Source organism: Holdemania sp. 1001302B_160321_E10 (assembly GCF_015552275.1).
GTDB lineage: Bacteria > Bacillota_I > Bacilli_A > Erysipelotrichales > Erysipelotrichaceae > Holdemania.
Genome location: NZ_JADNEM010000002.1, coordinates 58,114 through 80,526 on the forward strand (window position 1 = coordinate 58,114; position 22,413 = coordinate 80,526).

At 50.1% G+C, this 22,413-nt stretch carries 21 protein-coding genes; 6 read left to right on the plus strand and 15 right to left on the minus strand.

What is annotated here, in order from left to right:
* Positions 1-307 precede the first annotated feature (307 nt).
* The 3 genes from I2D94_RS01460 to I2D94_RS01470 all read right to left on the minus strand — a co-directional run bounded on the left by I2D94_RS01460 (position 308) and on the right by I2D94_RS01470 (position 1,739).
* Positions 308-604: a helix-turn-helix domain-containing protein gene (locus I2D94_RS01460; RefSeq protein ID WP_072683988.1), complete on the minus strand. Its 297-nt coding sequence runs from the start codon at positions 602-604 to the stop codon at positions 308-310.
* A gap of 264 nt (positions 605-868) precedes the next feature.
* Positions 869-1,408 carry a rubrerythrin gene (gene rbr, locus I2D94_RS01465; RefSeq protein WP_195395369.1) on the minus strand — a complete coding sequence of 180 codons (540 nt, stop codon included), beginning with the start codon at positions 1,406-1,408 and terminating at the stop codon, positions 869-871.
* A gap of 1 nt (position 1,409) precedes the next feature.
* Positions 1,410-1,739: a rubredoxin-like domain-containing protein gene (locus tag I2D94_RS01470; protein WP_072683986.1), complete on the minus strand. Its 330-nt coding sequence runs from the start codon at positions 1,737-1,739 to the stop codon at positions 1,410-1,412.
* A gap of 245 nt (positions 1,740-1,984) precedes the next feature.
* On the opposite strand from I2D94_RS01470, the gene I2D94_RS01475 reads away from it, so the two are divergent.
* Positions 1,985-4,078 (plus strand): glutamine synthetase III, encoded by a 2,094-nt coding sequence (locus I2D94_RS01475; protein WP_195395370.1) that lies wholly within the window; start codon positions 1,985-1,987, stop codon positions 4,076-4,078.
* A 108-nt stretch (positions 4,079-4,186) separates the two neighbouring features.
* Here the strand turns inward: I2D94_RS01475 and I2D94_RS01480 are convergent, their stop codons facing one another.
* Positions 4,187-5,335, minus strand: coding sequence for an AI-2E family transporter (locus tag I2D94_RS01480; RefSeq protein WP_195395371.1), 1,149 nt, complete (start codon positions 5,333-5,335; stop codon positions 4,187-4,189).
* Positions 5,336-5,452: 117 nt separating this feature from the next.
* Here I2D94_RS01480 and I2D94_RS01485 point away from each other — a divergent pair, with 117 nt between their 5' ends.
* Positions 5,453-5,857: a PTS sugar transporter subunit IIA gene (locus tag I2D94_RS01485; RefSeq protein ID WP_006058758.1), complete on the plus strand. Its 405-nt coding sequence runs from the start codon at positions 5,453-5,455 to the stop codon at positions 5,855-5,857.
* A gap of 86 nt (positions 5,858-5,943) precedes the next feature.
* Here the strand turns inward: I2D94_RS01485 and I2D94_RS01490 are convergent, their stop codons facing one another.
* The 5 genes from I2D94_RS01490 to I2D94_RS01510 all read right to left on the minus strand — a co-directional run bounded on the left by I2D94_RS01490 (position 5,944) and on the right by I2D94_RS01510 (position 11,366).
* Complete coding sequence (locus tag I2D94_RS01490; protein WP_195395372.1) at positions 5,944-7,569, minus strand: Na/Pi cotransporter family protein; 1,626 nt, start codon at positions 7,567-7,569, stop codon at positions 5,944-5,946.
* Positions 7,570-7,761: 192 nt separating this feature from the next.
* Positions 7,762-8,601 carry a PTS system mannose/fructose/sorbose family transporter subunit IID gene (locus I2D94_RS01495; RefSeq protein ID WP_072683982.1) on the minus strand — a complete coding sequence of 280 codons (840 nt, stop codon included), beginning with the start codon at positions 8,599-8,601 and terminating at the stop codon, positions 7,762-7,764.
* On the minus strand, positions 8,591-9,379 hold the full coding sequence (locus I2D94_RS01500; RefSeq protein ID WP_195395373.1) for a PTS sugar transporter subunit IIC: 789 nt from the start codon (positions 9,377-9,379) through the stop codon (positions 8,591-8,593). The genes I2D94_RS01495 and I2D94_RS01500 overlap by 11 nt, the downstream gene beginning before the upstream one ends.
* A gap of 471 nt (positions 9,380-9,850) precedes the next feature.
* Positions 9,851-10,819 carry a hypothetical protein gene (locus I2D94_RS01505; RefSeq protein WP_195395374.1) on the minus strand — a complete coding sequence of 323 codons (969 nt, stop codon included), beginning with the start codon at positions 10,817-10,819 and terminating at the stop codon, positions 9,851-9,853.
* A gap of 40 nt (positions 10,820-10,859) precedes the next feature.
* Positions 10,860-11,366, minus strand: coding sequence for a hypothetical protein (locus I2D94_RS01510; protein WP_072685042.1), 507 nt, complete (start codon positions 11,364-11,366; stop codon positions 10,860-10,862).
* Positions 11,367-12,290: 924 nt separating this feature from the next.
* Between I2D94_RS01510 and I2D94_RS01515 the strand changes: the two genes are divergently transcribed.
* On the plus strand, positions 12,291-12,770 hold the full coding sequence (locus tag I2D94_RS01515) for a hypothetical protein (protein WP_072685041.1): 480 nt from the start codon (positions 12,291-12,293) through the stop codon (positions 12,768-12,770).
* A gap of 89 nt (positions 12,771-12,859) precedes the next feature.
* Here I2D94_RS01515 and I2D94_RS01520 read toward each other — a convergent pair whose 3' ends face one another.
* Both I2D94_RS01520 and I2D94_RS01525 read right to left on the minus strand, forming a co-directional pair.
* Positions 12,860-13,621, minus strand: a complete 762-nt coding sequence (locus I2D94_RS01520; RefSeq protein WP_072685040.1) for an HAD hydrolase family protein — start codon at positions 13,619-13,621, stop codon at positions 12,860-12,862.
* Positions 13,622-13,827: 206 nt separating this feature from the next.
* Complete coding sequence (locus tag I2D94_RS01525; protein ID WP_072685039.1) at positions 13,828-14,310, minus strand: PTS sugar transporter subunit IIB; 483 nt, start codon at positions 14,308-14,310, stop codon at positions 13,828-13,830.
* A gap of 333 nt (positions 14,311-14,643) precedes the next feature.
* On the opposite strand from I2D94_RS01525, the gene I2D94_RS01530 reads away from it, so the two are divergent.
* The 3 genes from I2D94_RS01530 to I2D94_RS01540 are packed head-to-tail and all read left to right on the plus strand — an operon-like array spanning position 14,644 to position 16,555.
* A complete protein-coding gene (locus I2D94_RS01530; RefSeq protein WP_072685066.1) occupies positions 14,644-15,453 on the plus strand; it encodes an endonuclease/exonuclease/phosphatase family protein in 810 nt (269 codons plus the stop codon).
* A complete protein-coding gene (locus I2D94_RS01535) occupies positions 15,450-15,992 on the plus strand; it encodes a chromate transporter (RefSeq protein ID WP_195395375.1) in 543 nt (180 codons plus the stop codon). The genes I2D94_RS01530 and I2D94_RS01535 overlap by 4 nt, the downstream gene beginning before the upstream one ends.
* Positions 15,989-16,555: a chromate transporter gene (locus I2D94_RS01540; protein ID WP_072685037.1), complete on the plus strand. Its 567-nt coding sequence runs from the start codon at positions 15,989-15,991 to the stop codon at positions 16,553-16,555. The genes I2D94_RS01535 and I2D94_RS01540 overlap by 4 nt, the downstream gene beginning before the upstream one ends.
* Positions 16,556-16,691: 136 nt before the next feature.
* On the opposite strand, the gene I2D94_RS01545 is transcribed toward I2D94_RS01540, so the two are convergent.
* The 4 genes from I2D94_RS01545 to hisS all read right to left on the minus strand — a co-directional run bounded on the left by I2D94_RS01545 (position 16,692) and on the right by hisS (position 22,361).
* Entirely contained in the window at positions 16,692-18,314 is a 1,623-nt protein-coding gene (locus I2D94_RS01545) for an NAD(P)H-dependent oxidoreductase (RefSeq protein ID WP_195395376.1), read from the minus strand.
* On the minus strand, positions 18,295-18,864 hold the full coding sequence (locus I2D94_RS01550) for a PadR family transcriptional regulator (protein WP_195395377.1): 570 nt from the start codon (positions 18,862-18,864) through the stop codon (positions 18,295-18,297). The genes I2D94_RS01545 and I2D94_RS01550 overlap by 20 nt, the downstream gene beginning before the upstream one ends.
* A gap of 465 nt (positions 18,865-19,329) precedes the next feature.
* Positions 19,330-21,072 carry an aspartate--tRNA ligase gene (aspS, locus tag I2D94_RS01555; RefSeq protein ID WP_195395378.1) on the minus strand — a complete coding sequence of 581 codons (1,743 nt, stop codon included), beginning with the start codon at positions 21,070-21,072 and terminating at the stop codon, positions 19,330-19,332.
* On the minus strand, positions 21,069-22,361 hold the full coding sequence (gene hisS, locus I2D94_RS01560) for a histidine--tRNA ligase (protein WP_195395379.1): 1,293 nt from the start codon (positions 22,359-22,361) through the stop codon (positions 21,069-21,071). Before hisS ends, aspS begins: the two co-directional genes overlap by 4 nt.
* Positions 22,362-22,413: the final 52 nt, after the last annotated feature.

Consider the following 22,413-nt stretch of genomic DNA (forward strand, 5'->3'; position numbering starts at 1 on the left):
CCCGCCCCCCTCACTGTGAAAAATCAGGCATCCAGCCGCGAATTCAGGACTTTGACAAATTTCCGCCGCCTTTATCGCTGATAATCGTCTTGACTCATCCCCTCACTTTCAGACTCGCAATGATGCGTACATCCAAATAACGCTGATTGGGAAAACAGAAAATCTGCGGATCAATGTTTTTTGGAAGCGCTGAACTTGGAATTTTAAAACACAGTGTTGAAGATTGAATCTCTGTTCAACGGGAATTTTTTATTTTTTCCGACTTCCCTGCGCTCTTGCCGCACAACGGATAGGTTTCCGTAAAAATTCAGCTGATGATTTCACAATCGTTCAGTCCGTTTTCGCCATTTTCTTCTTCACTGAATTCGTAATCGTTGATCGACGAACAATCAAGAAATTCTGAAATGGTCATACTCAAACCGTTAGCCAGCCGATGCATCGTCTGCAATCCCGGACTTTTTGTGTGGCAATGCACAATGTTCTGAATCGTGGACATACTGACCCCGGAGATTTTGGATAATTCATACAATGAAACATCCCCGCGTTTGTGACATACGTCAAAAATCCGCTGTGAAATGAACTCCGCATATTTATCCTCGCTCATGTTTTTCACCTTCTTTTTGTCATAATAACAGGATGAGTTTCCAATTACTGCCATATTCGGTTATAACTCGTTGATTCTGAATTCAGGTTTTTCAGGCGTTTTCGCTCCTTTTGCCCCGTGATTCAGCGTCGCTGAAACCTTGCTTTTTTCATCTATTTGTACCGGGCATAAAAAAAGTGAACTGGCTTCGGGATTTCCCGTATTCATGTTCACTTTGATTTCCGGTTATAAACGGATTCCGATTTTTGTCAGATTTGAACGATGTTAATAATTCTTAACTTCCTGTTCAAAATAAGCCTGCGGATGAAAGCAGACCGGACAGACCTTCGGCGCCTGCTGAGTGGTGACCGTATATCCGCAGTTGCGGCATTTCCAGACGATCGGTTCCGCTTTTGCAAAGACTGTTTTGTTTTTCACGTTGCCCAATAACGCTAGATACCGCTCCTCATGTCCTTTTTCAATTTTGGCGACCTCGCTCATCAGCCGGGCGATTTCGGTAAACCCTTCCTGTTTCGCGGTTTCAGCGAATTCCCTGTACATTTCCGTCCATTCGTAGTTTTCTCCATTGGCCGCATCCTTCAGATTGATCGGCGTCTCCTGGATCTTGCCGCCATGCAAAAACTTATACCACAGCTTGGCATGGGCGTTTTCATTCGCTGAGGTTTCCTCAAAAATGCCCGCGATCTGACCATAGCCATCCTTGCGTGCCTGATCGGCGTAATATGCGTACTTTACCCGCGCCTGACTTTCTCCGGCAAACGCCGTCCATAAATTTTGTTCTGTTTTTGATCCTTTTAATTCCATGTTACCATTTCTCCTTTCCGGCATGGATCGCAATTTCCGCACGAATCATCTGCCGCAGCAGCACCGCTTGTCTTAACGCCAGATCGAATGTCTGAATACAGCCGGGATCCAGCTGATCGGCGATGCCTTTTTCCGCTAAGCGCACCTGATGCTCAGCGACGGCCGCCAATTCCGTAAGCAGGCTGTTGGTCAAATGGCTGCGGGTGATCTTTTCCGTTTCCTCATGAGGCAGCGTGCGGAAGCGCGAAGCGTCCGCATGACATTTCGGACAATCGTCCCGGATGAATTCCGAGTCCAGAATCAAGCCGCAGACCTCGCATTTTTTTAACATAAGCTTCCTCCTTATCCTATTTCTATTGTCCAGTATGCCCATGTCCGGCTGGGTCAATCAGACCTCCGCTTTAAAATCGAGCTTTTTCTATGTGACTGCGTTTTTTTATCAATTTCCCCCGATTTTTTTCAATCATGTCCGACATTCTTTGATTTTTTTCTTCATTTTTCTGATTTTTTTAACATTTTTATTGACTCCGATCAAATTTGGAATAAAATTAAACCATGTTTTCAGGAGGATGAGTTATGAAAATCACAGATCCGTTTGACGAATTTGGCTGCCTGCTGTTTGATGAAACGCTGATGCAGGAGCGGCTTCCGTATCCGATCTACAAGCGTTGGAAAGAAACCGTCGCCAAAGAAGATTCCCTGGACCGCAATACCGCCGACGCGATTGCGCATGCGATGAAGCGCTGGGCACAGGAAAACGGCGCCACGCACTTTACGCATTGGTTCCAGCCGATGACCGGCTCTACCGCAGAAAAACACGATTCCTTTATCGAACCGGATGAAAATGGTCAGCCGTTAGTTCGTTTTTCGGGCAAGTCGCTGATCAAAGGCGAACCGGACGCATCCAGCTTTCCCAGCGGTGGTCTGCGCGCGACCTTTGAAGCCCGCGGCTACACGTATTGGGACTGCACCTCGCCAGCCTTTATCCGTGACAACGTGCTGTGTATTCCAACCGTCTTTGTTTCCTATAACGGCGAATCGCTCGATAAAAAAGCGCCGTTATTGAAATCCATCGAGGCGATCAGCGCCGCGGCCACCCGGATTGTCAACATCTTCGGGGATAAAGATGTAAAACGTGTCATTCCGATGGTCGGTCTGGAACAGGAATACTTTTTGATTGACAAACGTTATTTTGAGCGGCGCCAGGATCTGGTGCTGACCGGACGGACGCTGTTTGGTGCAATGCCGGCCAAAGGACAGGAGCTGGAAGATCATTACTTCGGAAGTATTCCGTTCCGCGTCGCCGCTTTTATGAAAGAGGTCAATCAGGAACTGTGGAAATTGGGGATTTACGCCAAAACTGAACACAACGAAGTCGCGCCATGCCAGTTTGAAATTGCACCGATCTTCAGCAACGTCAACATTGCAGTGGATCAGAATCAGCTGACGATGGACGTATTGCGCAAAACCGCGGATAAGCATGGCTTCGCCTGCCTGCTTCATGAAAAACCGTTTGCCGGGATCAACGGCTCGGGCAAGCACAACAACTGGTCATTAGTCACCGACGATCGCCAGAACTTATTTGAACCGGGGGATAAGCCGGCTGAAAACATCCGCTTCCTGGTGTTTGTCTGCGCATTTATCAAAGCTGTCGATCAACATGCCGAGCTGCTTCGGATGTCATCCTCCGGCGCCGGCAACGACCACCGTTTAGGCGCCAATGAAGCTCCGCCGGCAATCATTTCAATCTATTTGGGCAGTTACATCGAAAACGTCCTAAACTCCCTGAAGGGTGCGGGGCAAACGATCGAGGATCAACAGGACAGTTCATTTACGCCGATCAGCGGTCTTTCATATATTCCCAAGGACAACACGGACCGCAACCGGACTTCGCCGCTGGCCTTCACCGGCAATAAATTTGAGTTCCGGATGCTGGGTTCATCCCTGTCTGCCTCGTTTGCCAACGTCGTGCTCAATACAATCACTGCCGATGTGCTCAACGAAATCGCCGGGCAGCTTTCTGATTTAAAATACAAGCAGGACATCCGCGCCCGCGCCCTGGAAATTTGTACGCAGATTTTAAAAGATCACGAACGGATTCTGTTCTCCGGCGACGGTTATTCCCAAGAGTGGGTCGCCGAAGCCAAACGCCGCGGATTGCCAAATATTCCATCGTTTATCGAATCGGTCAGCGCCCTGACTTCACCGAAAACTGTCGAGCTGTTTACGCGCAATCACATCTTTACGGAAAAGGAACTGAGCGCCCGCAGCGAGATTATGAACGAGCAGTATGTGAAGATTTCCGAGATTGAAGCCAAGGTTCTGATTGACATGACGCGTACGGAAATCCTGCCGCTTGTCGCCCGGGAAATCCAGTCGCTGGCTTCGACACTGCGGGCGCTGGATCAGCCGGCTTCCTATTTCAGAAAGCAGCTGGCCCACTTAAATGAACTGATGGACCGAATGGATAAAGGCGCTGAACGTCTCGAAAGCAAACTGAAAGAGATCGACGGCGTCGGCGACTATCATGAGCGCGGCATTCGCTTCTATTATGAAGCTGCTCCGCTGATGCAGCAGCTTCGCAGCGCGATTGACGAGCATGAAACAGTTTTTGATAAAAAACAATACACATTGCCAACCTACGAAGATATCTTATTTCACAGCAATTAACTCGTTCCAGGGATCCAATCCGGATCCCTTTTCTTTATATAGTCCTTATATAGTCCTTGCCGCACCAGATGATGCGTCGTTCCTCAAAAAAAACGGGCGAAACGCCCGTTAAAGCATATCGTCCGATCGGATATTCTTTTCTTTCAGCCGGCTGCTGACAAATCCGCGGACGACGACATAGAGAACCGCAAACACCGGCACGCCCAGAAACATGCCGAGAATGCCGAACATCCCGCCGCCGACGATAATCGAAAACATGACCCACAAGCTTGGCAGGCCCAGCTGATCGCCCAGAATCATCGGGCCGAGGATATTGCCGTCAAACTGCTGCAGAAGCAGGACGAAGACCGCGAAGATCAGCGAGTAAATCGGATCGACGATAAACAGGATAAAGATGCCCGGCACCGCGCCGATAAACGGGCCAAACACCGGAATCATGTTCGTCAGACCAACGATAAAGCTGATCAGCACCGCAAACGGCAGCCGCATGATCAACATGCCGATGAAGCAGATCACGCCGATGATCAGCGAATCAATCATTTTCCCAATGATGAAGCTGTTGAACATCCGCGACGTCAGCCGACTCAGCTGAATCAGCGACTCCACCCGGTTCTTTGGCAGAATCGCATATGCCAGCTTTTTAAACTGTTCAGTAAATCGTTCTTTTTCCAACAGGATATAGACTGCGATAATCACCGCGATAAAGAAATTGAACGTCTGGCGGACAAACAGCCAGGAATAATTCAAGATCTTCGGCACGTAATCCTTAGCCATTCCCAGCATGGATTCCAGCAGCGCTTCGCTGGAATTAAACAGAATTTCCAGCCAGCCGGTTTTAAAGCCCAAACCTTCCGTAATTTCGTTCAGCAGCGTATTGGCTTTTCCCAGATAATCACTGAGTTGCGTCGACAAGGTCATAACGCTTTCCAACAGCTGCGGAATTAAAATCGCCATAAAGCTGATGAGTACGATGAACAGGAAAATGATCGCCGCCGCAACGCCGATTTTACGCTTGCTTGCCGGTTTCATTTTTGATTTTGCCAGCCACTTCTTTTCCACTCGGGCCGTTACCGGCGCCAATAAAAACGCCAACGCAAAGCCGAGGATAAACGGAAGCAGAATGCCGAGGATATTGCCCAGAAATTCCTTAAGCTGCGGAAATTTTGTGATCAGAAAATAAAAACCCAATAGTAAAATGCCCGAACAAGTCAGGGCCAGGATATTCTCTTTGGTTTGTTCTTTAAATTTAAATTTCATGGTGTGATCTCCCTTACTGTTATTTTAACATACTCGACCCTTTTCTATATTTAAAATTCTATTAAATTAACGTAGTTTATGATAAAATAAAAATGTAACTTAAGGAGGAAATTATTCATGAGAGGTATTTTATTAATTAGCCATGGTCAGTATGCAGAAGCTTTCAAAGGTTCTCTGAAAATGATCGCGGGCGAAGTTACAAATCTGTATTCCTGCTGCCTGCTGCCAACGGATGGCCCGGAACAGTTCAAGGAAAAACTGAACGCGCTGAAGCCGGAGTTGGACAAGTACGACGAAGTTCTGGTCTTTGCGGATCTGTTCGGTGGTTCCCCATGCAACACAACATTTGTTGAATTCGCGACGAATCCGAAATTCCATTTCATCGCCGGCATGAACTTCCCGATGGTTCTGACAGCGATTCTGTCGGAAGGCGAAGCGGTTGACAGCCTGATCGCCCAGGGACGCGAAGGCATCGTTGACGTCAAAGCGTTCATGGCCAGCATGAGCTCGGACGAAGACTAATTTATCCCTTATCCTTAAACAAAGAAGGCGGAAAATTTCCGCCTTTTCTTATGCTTCAGATTTCTGATATCCTCCGGAAAAGGTCGTCAGGAAACGGCCAGTTCCTCATGATAGAGCTGTTGCGCGAGGTTGTGATAATGGTCGTGAATTCGTTCCAGATCGGTCAGCACTTCGCTGAAGACGACGCACAGCGAGCCGTCGATCTGTTGGCTGCGCAGCCTTTTAATCTGATCCTGACGGCTTTTCTCACAATACTGGTCCATCTGTTCCTCCAGCTGATCAATATGCTGCAGCGTCTCTGTCCGATGATATTCCTCAATCGCCGGCAGCAGCGCCGCCGTCTGATCCAGAATCAGCCGCAAATCCGCCAGCTCCCGATGTGCTTCCGGGGTCATCTTCTGTTTCTCTTTCAAAATTTGGGAGGCATGTTCCGATAAATTGACAACATGATCGCCCATCCGCTCCAAATCGCTGTTGATTTTAAACAAAACGTTTAACCGTCGGGAGTCCTCAACGTTCATCCGGGCTGTCGCCACATAGGGGATGGCGTCAATAATCTTACGGTGCATTGCGTCGATCTCGCTTTCCTGCGCCAGAATCTTCTCTTTATCCCATTCCAGTGTCGTCAAACCACGGAAGGCTTCATCCAGGCTGGACTGCACTAGAGTATACATCCGATTCAGCAGTTCGCTGATCTCATGCAGCGAAATCGTCACATTGCCCAGGCGCTGCTCCGGGATGCGCGTGATTTCAATCGCCGGCGACGGCGTTTCTTTCTCCTGCGGCAAAAGCTTCATCGACAAAGCGGCCAAACCATTCCCCAGCGGAAGCAGAACCAGGGTAGTTACAACGTTGAACAGCGTGTGAAAGTTTGCGATCTGCGCCGCCGGATTGGCCGGCGTCCACTGCCCGATCCATGCGGTCAGCGGCAGCGCCAGCACCGCAACGGAGAACAACAGCGCCCCGCCGATGTTGAATAACAGATGAACCAAGGCAACCCGCTTCGCGTTCCGGCTGGAGCTTAACGACGAGAGCACCGCCGTGATGCATGTTCCAATGTTCATCCCGAACAGAATAAAGACGGAGTGCTGCAGCGTAATCAGGCCATTGTTGGCCAGCGTCTGTAAGATGCCGATGGAAGCGCTGGAGCTTTGGATGATCGCCGTAAAAAGCGCGCCGGTCAGAACCGCAATGATCGGATTATTAAACGCGGTAATTAACGACAGGAACGTCGGATCGTTCCGCAGCGGCGCCATGGCATCGCTCATCATCCCCATGCCAATAAACAGGATACCGAGACCGCCGACAATCATCCCGATCGCGTTGGTCTTTTCTTTTTTCAGGAAGACAACCATAACCACCCCAACCAGGGCAATCGCCGGAGCCGCCGCTCCGATATCCAGAGCGATCAGCTGCCCGGTGATCGTCGTTCCAATATTTGCCCCCATGATCACGCCGACTGCCTGCGGCAGCGTCATTAACCCTGCATTGACAAAACCAACCGTCATCACCGTCGTTGCACTGGAGCTTTGAATTAAAGCCGTGATCAACGCCCCGACAACGACCCCCATCAACCGGTTTGAAGTCAGGCGTTCCAAAATTGACTGCAGCCGGTCCCCGGCGCACAGTTCCAAACCGTCGCTCATCATCTTCATCCCGTAAAGAAATAATGCCAAACCGCCCATCAAAGCGATTACAAAACTAAGTTCCATACTTGTGCAATAACCCTTTCCTCATATAAGCAAGCCTATTATAAAGGAAAAAGCGAAATCCTGCTCAACAGAATTGTTAAGATTCCGTTAACAGGGATTCCTTTCATCATTTTAAATGGAATGGATTAAAGTTCCCGTACCCGGCCAAAAAAAAAGTGATGTCCGAAGACACCACTTTTGAGAGTTTTGATATTAAGCCAGAACTCCGAAGAAAGCCAGAACGATAGCGAATAAGACAACAACTAGAATCAACTTGTTGGAGTTCATCCACTTCTTGCCCAGCATCCAGTAGCACAGAGCTGCGAATAATGCAGGGAACAATGCAGGCATGATGCTGTCAGCATATTTCTGCAGGTTGAATTCGTTAAACATTTCTTCGCCTGTTTCAGGGTCAATGCCTAAGCTCATTTTCAGAGTAGCCAGAGGGAACTTAACGTTCAGCGCGATCATGCCGCCGACAACCGTCAGGCCCAGGACAGAAGCAGCTTCCGTCAGAGCATTCATTGTGCCGGACAGGGAAGTAACCAGCTTAACGCCTTGTTCGTAGCCCATGTCAAACATCTTTGTACGGAATAACAGGACGGCAACCATCCAGATTTCCCAAATTGCGATACCTAAAGCATTGCCTTCCAGAGCCATTGTCGCTGCGATAGATCCGAAAACCGCACCAGCGATCATACCGAAGATTGTATCACCGATACCAGCGAATGGTCCCATCAACGCTGTCTTAATCGAAGCGGCGACGTCCAGACCAGAACCAGTTTCAGCTGTCTGTTCTTCGATAGCGATATTCATACCAACAATGATATCACCCATTGCAGGCTGTGTGTTGAAGAATACGGAATGTGTTCTCAACGCCTTCTGCTTCAGCTCAGGACGATCGCCATACAGCTTGTCGATAACCGGCAGCATAGTGGTCAGGTAGCCCAAGCCCTGCATACGTTCATAGTTCCAGCCGATCTGAGAGTTCCAGATCCAGCGCAGATTCAGACTTCTTAATTCCTTCTTAGTGAACTTCTTACTATTCGTCATAATCGTCGTCGCCTCCCTGTGCAGCGCCTGCAGCTAACTTAGCAGTAGCATTCTGATAAGTGATCAAAGCTGCGGCTGTACCGATCAAGGCAATACCCAGAATCGGCATATTGATATAAGCGGCTAATACGAAGCCCAGAATAATGAACTGCGGCTTCTTCAGAACTGGCAGGTAACGCATCAAGATTGCGAAACCAACGACTGGCAGCAATCCACCAGCGAACTTGAAGCCGTTCATGATGAATGCCGGAATGATCTTGATCAGAGTGTCAACGACGCCCTGGCCAGCAACCAGCAGTAACAGAACAGGCAATCCGCGGGACAGGCCCCAAGGAATGATGCCTAATGTGTTCATCAGCGCGATACCCTTTGTGTTGTCTTCTTCAACATACTTGTCAGCGATGTGCTGGAATGCAGTGTTGGAGAAACGAGCCAGGATGTCCAACTGTGTGAATAATGCAGCTAATGCGATACCGATTGAAGAAGCCATTGCAATCGGGTCAGCGCCGGAAGCAGCGCCTAACGCTGTCGCGATCATACCGGAAGAAGTGATGTTCGGAATCGAAGCACCTCCGTATGTGCCAGCGCCTAACTGAGTCATCTGTAACGTACCACCAACGATCAGGCCATATTTCATATCGCCTACAACAACGCCGGTGAATAAGCATGCAAGAATACAGTTGTTGAAACCGATGTTCCAAGACAAACTATCGACGATGCTCCAAAATGCCCATGCTGTGATCAGCAGGATTTGGATAATACTCAACCCTCCAGACATAAATAGTCCTCCCTTTCTAACCTTTTGTGTCTTTGGTTTTTTCCGGTTGCCCGGATCCTCGAAAACCATTTCAGCCGGGCTGAGATCCGCGTGGCTTCTTACGCGATTTCGCAGACCGGATGTAACCGTTTTCTCGATGATTAAATGATACACTAGAAAATGGGATTTGTAAACCCTCAACACATATTTTTCACATAATTCAAAGAAATTTTCACAAAATTTGATGGTTCATTTTCTGTATTAAACACGTGTTAAAATTCATGAAAAAGCCCTGTATACAAGCTTTATTAGCAATTAATTTCGCTAATTTTCCGAACGGTTAATCCCGTTTTTTTTCTTTGCAAACTTTCACATTTTCTCCCCATGTTTCATAAAATGATTTGTTTTCCAAAGAAAGTTAAGCATTATTTCAGTCTATTCCGCAGCCTTTGGTTTTAGAACTTGAATATAAAAAAAACAGGATTGCTCCTGTTATGAAATCTGTTTGGCCAGCTCCGTCAAATCCGCCGCCAGCGCTTCAATTTTTTCCCGTTCGACCTCGTCGTCATGATTGGTCGCGGTGTTCTCAACGATCAGCGAGCCGTTGAGGTTTTTGCCGCGGCAGACGATCATGCCCTTTTCATAGAAGGACAACGACGTATACTTTACATGATCCTCATCGACCAGGCTTGTGTGCAGCTTCGCTTCCGGATCTTTCGCCTTGACGATTGCTTCCAGCTTTTCGGCGTTGGCCTTGCTGGCTTCAAAATAGCCGATGCCCAAGCGCGGGCCTTTGCCGACGCAGTCCAGAATGATCACATTGCGGTCCTTAATCGTATTGGGCAGCGCGTCGCGCAGCATATAATCTCCGACATGCGTGCCGTTGCCGCCGTCGGTCAGCACAAAAGCCACTTTATCCCGCAGCTTTTCCGGCAGCCGCTGAGCGATCAGATACGCGGCAATGACTCCGGAAGTATTCCGATTCAGATTGACTTTATTGCCGATCCGAAACGTCATCATAAACGAAACGACGACCAGCGCGATTAAAACGCCGAGAATTAACACGGACATCGCCAGATTATCCTGAAAATTGATCTTCCGTCCCAATCCCAGAAGCAGGATCAGCCCCAGCACCATGCTTAAGATCGCCGGCGTGTTCATCGGCAGAAACGAGGAAGAAAAACTGGCGTTGCCATCCAGCGGAAAATAGCGGATCGGATTGCCGAAATCGTGATTGAGCGTGTCGTAATGCGCGACGAAGATCGTCTTCGCCTTGCCGACGTTGCCGATCATCAAATTCATCCCCCTGGTTCTTTTTTTCTTTCCGATCGCCCCGCGCACGGAATAGCCCAGCGCCTGGAAATCCTTGCCGATCTCGTTGCAGAAGAAATTCTTCTCCTTGCGGGTAAACCGGCGGCCGATCGTCAGACCATATTTAATAATCAAATCATCAATATTCATAATAACCTCCAGCGAACGCGCTTGCACGAACGTCCGTTTATTACTTTCTGCCCCACTTCTTTGGCCACTTGAATGGCGAGTTCTTCATCTTCGCCTGCTGCTGCCGATGCGCTTCCTTATCCGGAATAAACTTATTAAAGCAATGCACCAATTTCGTACTGCTGTACGCGTTGATGAATACAAATTCTTCTTCACTGACGCGAATCACCAGCATATCCATACCGGCCTTGCCCTGGCGGAACACCCATTCCTGTACCTCATCCCAGCGCACCATCTGACAAAACTCCTCGTCGCCCCGGGTATAAACCACAAAATAATCAGGATAGGCTTCCAGCACGGTGTAATCCGGCGTTTTCCATAAAACCAGCAGTGCCACAATGATCAGAATGGCGCCTACAATCCAGACAAACTGCGCGGCGATCATCAAAATTCCGACCAGAATGCAGACGATGATCGAAACATACGGCTTGATATTAATCGAAACGACCGGCTTCCCCGACTGCGGCAAATCGGCGATCCGACACAGCTTCGCTCTCATTTCTTCCATGTTCTTCACCTCTTGCGTTTCATTATAACAAAATTCCCTGTATTCGTCATTCAAAATTCGACCAGAATCCAAAAGCGCTGCTGAAACCACATGCCCCTTCGTAAAAAAACAATGGGATTGTTCAAGACACTTGAACTTGGAAAAGCCGCTGCGGAATCGGGTTCTAAGCAGCGTCACCAATCAGAAACAGCGAGATCAGGCTCTCTGTCAATTCTGATTCAACGTTGCCATTTGTTTATTTTATACGGTTCAGAAACGGAAAAATTCCGGCTCTAACCACAGCTGAACAAGCCGAACTTAATTCATCTGTCCTTTCCTTTTCATTTTGCATTATGGAACCCGGCCATGTCCTTCTCCATTATTGAAATCTGTGATGTCCGACCTTTTTCAACATTCAAAAAGAGTACAAGCAAAATTGAAGCTTATTTCGAAAGAGAACGTCAAGCATCCCATGAACGTTCTTTTCACTTTGCGGATAATGGTTCATCATTTTCCCATGGGGGAGTTATTTCCCCTTTTATACAATATCAATCGTGCAGGATTTTGTTGAGCCGCGGATATCCGCTGGGGTAGAATGACTTTTATTTTTTCCAAGTCAGTTCAAGCGGAAATAGAATCAAAGCGATGCGGGTTTTAAGCGTGAAGCGGAAACCGAGGGAAAACCTGAGAAACTGTTGCTCAACGAATTTCAAGCGGTGACGACACCCAGAACAGCACGTCTTGAAAACCCTCGAGACTATCTCAAATTCATGACAGCCTTCAAATCAGCGGTCAGCCTTCAACTGATCCGGTTTTCTTTCCCTCCCTCTTCCCACGAATCATAACCGATGCGTGGCAATTCTGCATTTTTCCTCGTTTTTTCCTGGATTTTTGTTATAATGGAAAGGAAAAACAGAAAGCAATAAATTGAGGAGTGAGAAAAGCATGTGGATTGTAGCGTTTATAACCGTGGTGGCGGTGTTGATCTTCGCCTCGCGAATGAAAGAATTAAAGGACGCGCGCGAAGCGATTGCCGCGGCGGGGGGAATCAGTTCCAAATATCAGTGCATGGATTTTTCCAAAGGGCCGAAAATCGCCTATATCGTCCTGTCGATTCTGGGTGTACTTTCCGGAATTTACGGATATACCATTCAGGATTACACGACCGTCGCGCTGGGCGTTCTGATCTTCTTTTTGTTTCTGGCGGAATTCTTCATGGCCAACATCCAGTACAAGTTCTATTACAGCAACAGCGCCTTTATCAACCGCGGCAAAGTCGTGCGGTATAAAAGCATCAAGGACTTTGAAAAGAAAAAGATGCCGATGGCCTTCGTTACCGTCATCACCTACAGCGGCGATAAGCATTTAGTTCCGCCCAAGGCTTTGACCATCATCAAAGAACAAATGCAGAAAAAAGAGAAATAAACAGAAAATCCGCAGATCCGCGGATTTTTTTATTTGACAGCCTTTCTCTTCCGACGCTTTCTTCCCGGATGATGCGCTGAAATGAGAATTTATTGGCGCATCAAAATCGCAACCGCCTCAGCCAGCGAATTCACTACGATCTGCGCTTCCTGTTTCACTGCGGCGGGGGAGGAATGAAACGTAAAGCTTGGCGACGTCGTCCGCAATAGCGGAATATCATTATAGGAATCGCCGATGCCGGCTATCGTATCCAACGCCAAATGGGACTTCAGGATTTCAATGCCTTTCCCCTTGGAACAACCGCGCGGGGCGACGTCGATCCATTCCTCATTTTGAAATGCAGCAAGCGAGGGAAACTGCGTATTGATCTTCATCGCGATCTGCCGGGCGTAATCGTCGGTTTTGGCATACAAGGATAATCCGTAAATATCACTGGGCAACTCACTTATGCGGGTAAAGATCCGGTAAGGAATCGCGGTTAAAATCGACGCTGACGCCGGAATCTGACCGTCCGGCAGCCGTTGGCAATACGTGCCTTCGCAGGTCTGATAGTAAAAATCCAGCTTTGAGTCAAACATCCGCCCAACCTGAACAGCGGTATCATGATCAATACAGGCTTTATAAATTGTTCTTCCTTTATCGTCCAGAATCAGCGCTCCGCTGCTCAGAATCATGAAATCACAGCGCAAAACGCCGCGAATCGGCTCGGTTACCCCGGGCAGCGGCCGGCCGGTGCACAAACCAAAGCGGTGTCCCTGCCCTTGGAACGCCCGAATCTGCCGCAGATCCTCAGGCTTGAACGTCCCTTTGAAGAATAATGTCCCGTCAAAATCACTCGCCAAAACTTTCATTTCTTCCCACTCCTCTATCCGCCTGAGCGATGCTCAGACGTCCTCTGTTTACATTATACAGATCCAGCCCTGACTGTCAAAGTCCTGCGTTGTATCCTGGAGCCTTCTGAAAATGTCCGAAAAAACAAAAAAAGAACAGCCGCCCCGGCGATCGCTCGCCCGAAACGCGACTGTTCTTCCTGATTTTAATTTACAGTTTCACCTGATTAAAGGTCTTTGATCAGCGGCATGAAGTCGATTTTTTCTTCTGTCGGAACCATCTGCGCTGTAAATTTGACGCCTCTGTCATTCAGCTCTCTGAATGCAGCGACATCTTCCGGCGTAACGCTGACCGAACGCTTGATCTGCGTCGAACCGTGCTTGTTGGACATGTTGCCGACGTTGACAACCGGGAACATATAACCGGCGTCCGCAACCTGCTTAATCGTTTTCGGGCCTTTCAGAACGATGAAGATCCGATCCGTCGGGTAAGCTTCGCTCTTCAGTCTTTCCGCTGCTTTTTCAGCCGGCAGAATCGACAGCTTAACCGTTGACGGGCAAGCCATCTTCAGGGCGATTTTCTGAATTTCATCCTTCGCTGCCATATCATCGATAACCATGATACGCGTAGCGTTTAACGTATTCGTCCAGACAGCTGCAACCTGACCGTGGATCAATCTTTCGTCAATACGAACATTTACAATTTCCATAAGTGTAATTCCTCCCTTTGTAAGCGTTTAATTTGACTATTCACATTTTAGCGTAATTCCAGAGTCGTGTCAATATTTCCATTTGGACACTCCCCGCGCTTTGTCTAAATGTTATTTCGGTTAAAACCTGAAAAACGCGCTCAACGGAGGTGATAGAAGACATTTTGCGCAGGATTAAGCGCTTACAATTCGATCAGAAATTTTCTTCAGCTATAAATTTTTTTGGTTAGCGCCTGTGAACTTTTTGTGAAACTCTTTCAGAAACAATCTTTCATCCCTTTTGCTTTGTAAATCACGGCAAACTTGAGTATAATGAAAAACGGCGGTGATGAAATGACCTGTTTAAAGGTAATGACCTTCAATTTAAAAAATGACATGTTCTTTACACGGAAGAATCTGCGCTGGGATACCCGCCGGCAGTATGTCCGCAATCTGATCGCTTCCACCTCGCCGGATATCATCGGCGTCCAGGAATTAAGCGACGTGATGCGCGAACAGCTGCAGGCGCTTTTACCGCAATACCAGTTCGTCGGTCAGGCGCGCAATCGCCGGCGGCAGTTCATGAACGAACATTCCGATATTTTGTTTCTGAAAGATCGCTTTGAACTGCTTGGGGAAAAAACGTTCTGGCTGTCAAAGCAGCCGGATCAAGCCGGCAGCCGGACCTGGACGAGCGTTTTCCCGCGGATCTGCACGATGGCGCAGCTGAAAGATTTGGAAACTGAACAAGTCTTCCGCGTTTTCAACACCCATCTGGATCATTTGCTGGCCTACACCCGGACCTTTGAAATCCGCACGATTATTGATGAAATGCAGCGGCTTCAAGAGGAAACAGCCTGTCCGTTAATCCTGATGGGCGATCTGAACACCACGATGTCCAGCCGCTCGCTGCAGCTTCTGATCATGCCGGAAAATCGGCTGCGGCTCAAACCGGTCTATGATTCCTCGGCAGCGTTCAACACGCTGCATTATGGCAAGGGCCGGTTAAAGGAAGATCGCCTGCCGATCGACTATATTTATGTCAGCGAGGATTTCGACGTTCGCTCAACACGGATCATTACCACCTGTTTCAACGGATTATATCCATCCGATCACTATCCGGTCATTTGTCACCTGGTTAAGAAAGGAAATGCAGAATCATGAGGGATTATTTGGAATTATTCGCAACCTTCAGCAAGCTGGGGCTGTTCACCTTCGGCGGCGGCTATGCGATGCTTCCGCTTTTGGAATCGGAAATCGTCGAGAAGAAAAAATGGGCGACCTACGATGAAATCACCAATTACTACGCGGTCGGTCAATGCACGCCGGGCATCATTGCGGTTAACGTTTCGACCTTTATCGGCTATTATCAAAAAGGCGTGCTGGGAGCGCTGGTCTCGACCTTCGGCTTCGTCTTCCCGTCGCTGGTCATCATTATCATCATCGCGGCGTTCATCCAGAACTTTGCGAGCCTGGCGATTGTCCAGCATGCTTTGGCGGGTTTGCGCGTTGGCGTGTGCGTCCTGGTACTGACTTCCGTCTACAAGCTGATCAAAAACGGCGTCAAGGACGGCTTCGGCATTGCGATGTTTATCTTCGCGTTTGTGCTGTCGCTGTTTACCAACATTTCAGTCGTCTTCATCACGCTGGGGGCCGGCTTATTTGGATTCTTAAAATATAAGCTGGGAGGGAAAAAGGCATGAGTTTACTGATTCAGTTATTCCTTGAATTTTTCAAGATCGGTCTGTTCGCTGTCGGCGGCGGTTTAGCCACCATCCCGTTTTTACACCAGCTGGCGGAAAAATACACATGGTTTACCGTAGAGACGTTGGTCGACATGATTGCGATCTCGGAATCAACGCCGGGTGCGATGGGCGTCAACATGGCGACCTACACCGGCTTTACCACCGCCGGCATTCCCGGCTCGCTGGTTGCGACGCTGGGACTGGTGCTGCCGAGCATCGTCATTATCATCATCATTGCCCATTTCCTGAAGCAGTTCAGCGACAGTCCGGTTGTCAAGGCGATCTTCACCGGATTGAAGCCGGCGGTCGCCGCGCTGATCCTGTGCGCCGCGCTGAATCTGGTCAACGTTTCCGTGATCAACCTGAGCGCCTTTCAGGCATCCGGCAGTCTGATTGATCTGTTTCCGTTAAAAAATATTATTCTGTTCGCCGTGCTGTTATTCTTAACGACGAAAATCAAAAAGCATCCGATCGTCTGGATTGCCCTGTCGGCAGCGGTCGGCGTCCTGCTTCAGTTCTGATCTGTACGCTCCCCGCTTTGGGGAGTTTTTTTATTGGCCGCAGCCACGCCCGGAAGACAAACTTCATATTCATTTTCCCAGCGCAATTTCAGATCCTTTTGCGATGCGCAAAAGCGCTCAATCAAAAACCCGCAGTCTAACCGCGGGCAATTTTAGCTGGATAGGCTTTCTCAAACCAGAGCGTAAACAAGCCCAGAATAAGCGGACAGAGCGTGTTGATCAGCGCCGCCAGCTCAGGAACCGCGCTGCGCAGGATCGCGTATGTTCCTCCCGCGCTCACGGCGTAAAGCAAGCCCCAGGCCAGCGTCAGGATCAGATTGGTCCGCATGAATAAAGGATTCTGATAGGCCGCGTCACCATGATACTTTTCTTTAGAATAGTGCGCGCTTAACGGTATCGGCGTCAGGCAGGAAAGCAGCCATAATAAGCTGAACGCCAGATAAGAAAGCGGGATAAGCCAACGCAGATCAGCGCCCTGCAGCGCTATCAGAGCGAAGGCCGCGACCAACAGGCCGGTAAATCCGTCATAGATCGTCAGCGTCCATTTTTTGCCAGAGAGCGCCAGTCCCGCCGCCATCACAATCGCGGCGCTGGCGCCCAGCGAAGCGGAAAATGGCAGAAGCATCCACAAACAGCACCAGGGCAGGATCAACAGAAGCATGTTGGTCCTTTTCTTCCCTTTTTCCAAATCTGAGGGAATGGAATTCCCCGGGCCGCTGAAATAGCGGTCCCAGTCCATCAAAAGAGTCAAATCGCCCCACGTTTTGTAACGGCCTTCCATCATTGCCTGCTCGCCCCGCAGTTCACCGCGGGCAATCGCCTGCCAGACCTCTAACGGCGTTTCCACGCGCGTCGTATAGGGCTTCGTTCCCAATGGACAGAGTTCGCAGGTCTTGCCCAGCGTCAGCTGATAGCCGGTCTGCACGTCCGTATAGAAAATCTCAAATACCCGTTCTTTTCCATCAAACGCCGCCGGATTATACAGCGCCGCCATCTGGCGGGTAAACTGCTCAGCCTGGCGGACTTTTGTCTTCTGCGGATCGTTCTGTTCCTTTAGATTCTGGATATTCCAGCTGGCATTCGCCAGACTGATAAACGTTTCTTCCGGCAGCAGCGGCTCGCTTAAGCGCCGCAGCGTGCTGTCAGACAGCGTTTTGGTCCGGGCGTATTCCTGCCCGGCCTGCGTAACCTGAGCCAGATACGCCAAGGTCTGCCGGCGCAGCTCGGGATGAGCGAACAGCTCACCTTGAGGACATAATATTTTGAGACTGTCGCCGAAGGCCAGGTCAAACTGCCGGATCAGCGCTTCGTAATTGTTCTCAACCGTCGTAAAGCCGCAGGTAGAGATCAGGATCGATTTCATCGGGGCATTCTGATCGCGCCGGGGATGAACCGGACGCCCGTACGCGTCCCTTTCCATCCAGGGCAGATTCAGCGGCAGACAGCGGTCAAGCAGTGTTTTCACCGGTCCCGGCATGCCGAAATAGTATAATGGGAAGCTCCACAGGATCAGATCGGCTGACCGCATTTCGTCCAGCACCTCCGCCATCGCATCCGGGATAACGCACACACCCGGCGTCGCGGTCCAGCAGCGGAAGCATCCCTGACACGGGCTTAAGTTCAGCTCATTGATCATCCTTGTTTTAACGATCAGCGGACTTTCCAGCTCCTGCCGCAGCCCCTCAAGAAACGCCTGCGTCAGCTGAAACGTATTGCTGGCAGCGCCGCGGGGACTGCCGTTAAGCGTCAGAATTTTCATTTTCAATCTCCTTCAGCCGCGCGATGCAGCGCTCAATCCAATCCCGGCACATCTGCGTATAGGCCCGACCGAAATCAGCGGTCATTTCCCAAACCACCGCATCAAAAGGCGACTGGGTCAGCGCCTGATACTGTTCGATCAAACCAGCGACTGATTCCATCTCTCTCTGGCGGACTTTGTAGACCTGCGCTAACCGTTCAAGCATTTCCCGGTTTTCGTGGGGCGAACGGCGGCCGGAAAAGAAGATCCGCAGCAGTACCTCGCTGCGCGTCGGCATCATTTCCATACTCAGATCGCTCGCTAACCAGCGGTCCAGTTCAGCTTTGCCCTGAGCCGTGATCGCATACACTCGCTTGTCTGGTTTTCCCGTCTGGACTTCAATCCGGGAATGAAGCAGTCCTTCCGCTTCCAGCTGGTTCAGCTCACGGTAGATCTGACTGGTCTGCGCCTGCCAGAAAAACGACAGGGAATCGTTGAACACTTTCGCCAGTTCATACCCGGTCATCTCGCCATAATTCAATAATCCAAGCAAGCCTTGTTTCAGCGCCATCCCTCTAACCCTCCTTCGTTAATATTCCACAAGTAGAATATCATCCTTGACCTGAAATGTAAAGGAGGAGAACTCCGATCGGCGCAGGCAGAATTCTCAAGGCTTGGAAAGGACATGCAGCTCTTGAAATCATCCGGCTTCCAAGCGGATGTCCGCCCTCTGAACCCTTCTTATCAGCCACTCCTGCTCTGGCCGGACTCCCAATCAGCACGCAAAAAAAGCCTTCGTCGGAAGGCTTTCTTTGTGACCTAAAGGGTTGATATGATTCCCGGTTATAAGCCAGGTGGGTACCCTGTTCAGATTTTTAGGATCCCCTGATAAATCAGAGTTTTCGACACCAAACTGAAACGTCCGGATTCCCATATATCAAGTGTTGGAAATATATGTGTTCCCTTTAGGCATTAGTATTATAGCACGCATTTTTTTAATTATGAATGCTTGACATTTGGAAACTTATAGAAAGTGTTATTTTTCCAGCGCGATGTGCAGTTCTTTCAGCTGTTTTTCATCCACGGTGTTCGGCGCTTCGCTCATTAAATCCGATGCACTGGCCGTTTTCGGGAACGCCACGACGTCGCGGATGTTGTCGGTGCCAGCCAGAATCATGACCAGACGTTCCAGACCGATGCCCACCCCGCCATGCGGCGGCGTGCCGTAACGGAAGGCGTCGATGAAGAAACCGAATTTTTCGCGGGCTTCCTCCATCGACATGCCGATCGCCTCGAAGACCTTCTCCTGGACATGCTGGTCGTGGATTCGGATCGAGCCGCTCAACAGCTCATAGCCGTTGAGCACCAGGTCATACGCCCGGGAATAACAGTTTTCCGGATCGCTCATCAGCTTGTCGACATCTTCCAGATTCGGGCTGGTAAACGGATGATGCGCGGCGACATAGCGCTGTTCTTCCTCGCTGTATTCAAACATCGGGAAGTTGGTCACCCACAGGAAGTTGTAACGGCTCTCGTCGATCAGATTCAGCTGCCGTCCCAGCTTCACACGCAGTGCGCCCAGCGCCGTCTGGGCTACCTTCGCCTTATCGGCGATCATGAAGATCAGATCGTTGTCCTTTAAGCCCAGCGTTTCGATCAGGGCGTTCTTTTCTTCCGGCTTGAGCACCTTGGCGACGGATCCGCTCAATTCACCTTGGCTCATTTTCAGCCAGGCCAACGCCTTTGCCCCGTAAATTTTGACAAATTCCTGAAGCTTGTCGATATCCTTGCGGGAGAACTGATCCGCGGCCTGAGCAGCGACGATTGCACCGACCATCCCCTTCGGCTGTTCCAGGACATTTTTAAAGACCGTGAACTCCGTATCCTTAAATACCACGTTTAAGTTCTGAATTTCCATGTCAAAGCGGGTGTCCGGTTTATCCGAGCCATACCGCGCCATGCATTCGTTATACGTTAAGCGCGGGAATGCGTCCAGTTCGACGTTTTTCAGATTGCGGAAGATTTCCTTCATCAAACCTTCGACAACCGTCCAGACCTGTTCCTCGTCGACAAAACTCATCTCAATGTCAATCTGCGTGAATTCCGGCTGGCGGTCGGCGCGCAGATCCTCGTCGCGGAAGCAGCGGGCGATCTGGAAATACTTTTCAATTCCTCCGACCATCAGCAGCTGCTTGTAAATCTGCGGCGATTGGGGCAGGGCGAAAAACTTGCCCTTAAAAATCCGCGACGGCACGAGATAATCGCGGGCGCCTTCCGGCGTCGATTTGCACAGGATCGGTGTTTCGACTTCGATAAAACCGTGATCCGACAAATAATTACGCGTCAACATCGTGACCTTGTGACGCAGGATCAGGTTGTTCTGGATCGGCGCACGGCGCAGATCGAGATAACGGTATTTCAGGCGCGTGTCTTCCAGCGCGTCGGTTTCCTCGGCAATGATCATCGGGGTGGTTTCCGCCGTGTTGACGATGTTCACGTTTTCGGCATAGATTTCAATCTCTCCGGTCGCCATCTTCGGATTTTTATCCTGGCGTTCGACAACCTTGCCCTCGACCTGCAGGATATATTCGTTGCGGACGTCCTTAACCTGCTCGGCCAGTTTTTCATCCACGGTAATCTGAACGATACCGCTGCGGTCGCGCAGGTCGATAAAGACCAGCGCGCCCAGGTTGCGCCGGCGGGCAACCCAGCCGACAACCGTAACGTGTTCTCCGGCGTTGGCTAAGCGCAGTTCGCCGTTATTGTGAGTCCGTTTCATGCTTCTTCTTCTCCTTCTGCCTGAAAATAAGCGTCCAGCGTCGCGATCAGCTCATCCTGATCAATCGTAATCTGACGCTGTTGTTCAATAAATTTAACATTGACCTGATGATTGGCGGCTTCGCTTTCACCGGCGATGACCGCAACCCGGGCCTTGCGCCGGTCCACCGATTTAAACTGGGCTTTCAGCGACCGGGGCTGGATGTTGAATTCCGTGTGATAGCCCGCGGCGCGGCATTCGGTCGCCAGCGCCAGCGGCAGCGTTCCAACATTGCCCAGCGCCATGACGTAGACGTCCAGACTGGCTTCTTCGCCCAGCTCAACCTGTTCCGCCTCCGCCAGGATCATTAAGCGTTCCAGACCCATCGCAAAGCCGACGCCCGACATTTCCGGACCGCCGAAATATTCGACCAGGCCGTCATAGCGGCCGCCCGCGAAAACAGTCGCCTGCGAGCCGGATTCCGGATGCGTGGAGACGACCTCAAACACCGTGTGAGTGTAGTAGTCCAGGCCGCGCACCAGCTTGTCGTCAATTTCATAAGGGATTTCCAACGCGTCCAGCGCGGCGAGCACCTGATCGAAGTATGCCTTCGACTCCGGCGTCAGATACTGCTGCAGCGACGGCACGTTCTGCATGCTTGGATGTTCGTTGTCGACCTTGCAGTCCAGAAGCCGCAGCGGATTTTGTTCGTAGCGGCGCTGGCAGTCCGCGCACAATTCGCTGACACTGTCCTTGAAGTGCTCGCGCAGCGCGCCCCGGTAGGCTGCCCGGCTTTCATCGTCGCCCAGCGTGTTGATCAACACCTTGACCTGACTTAAGCCCAGCGCTTTGACGATGCTGTAACCCAGCGCGATCACCTCGGCGTCGATCAGCGGGCTTTTCATGCCGATATTTTCGATGCCGAACTGGTTGAACTGACGATAACGGCCTTTCTGCGGCCGTTCATAACGGAACATTTCGCCCATGTAGTAGAGCTTGGCCGGCATTTCCAGCCGTCCGTACATCTTGTGCTGCACGAAGCTGCGGACAACCCCGGCTGTGCCTTCCGGTCTGAGCGTCAGCGAATCCTCGCCATGCACAGAGAACGTATACATTTCCTTATTGACCATGTCGGAGCTGTCGTTTTCCCGTTTGAAAACCCGCGTGTCCTCGAAGACCGGCGTGCGGATTTCCTCATACCCGTAAACGTCGCAGAGGTTGCGGATCAAATCTTCAACCTTCTGCCACTTGCGCGTCGCTTCCGGAAGTAAATCCTGCGTTCCGCGCGGAGTCTGGTAATTCTCCATCATCAATTCCTCCTTTTTCTATTTTCAAGTTCCTTGCCTTGGGATGCCGTTCCAC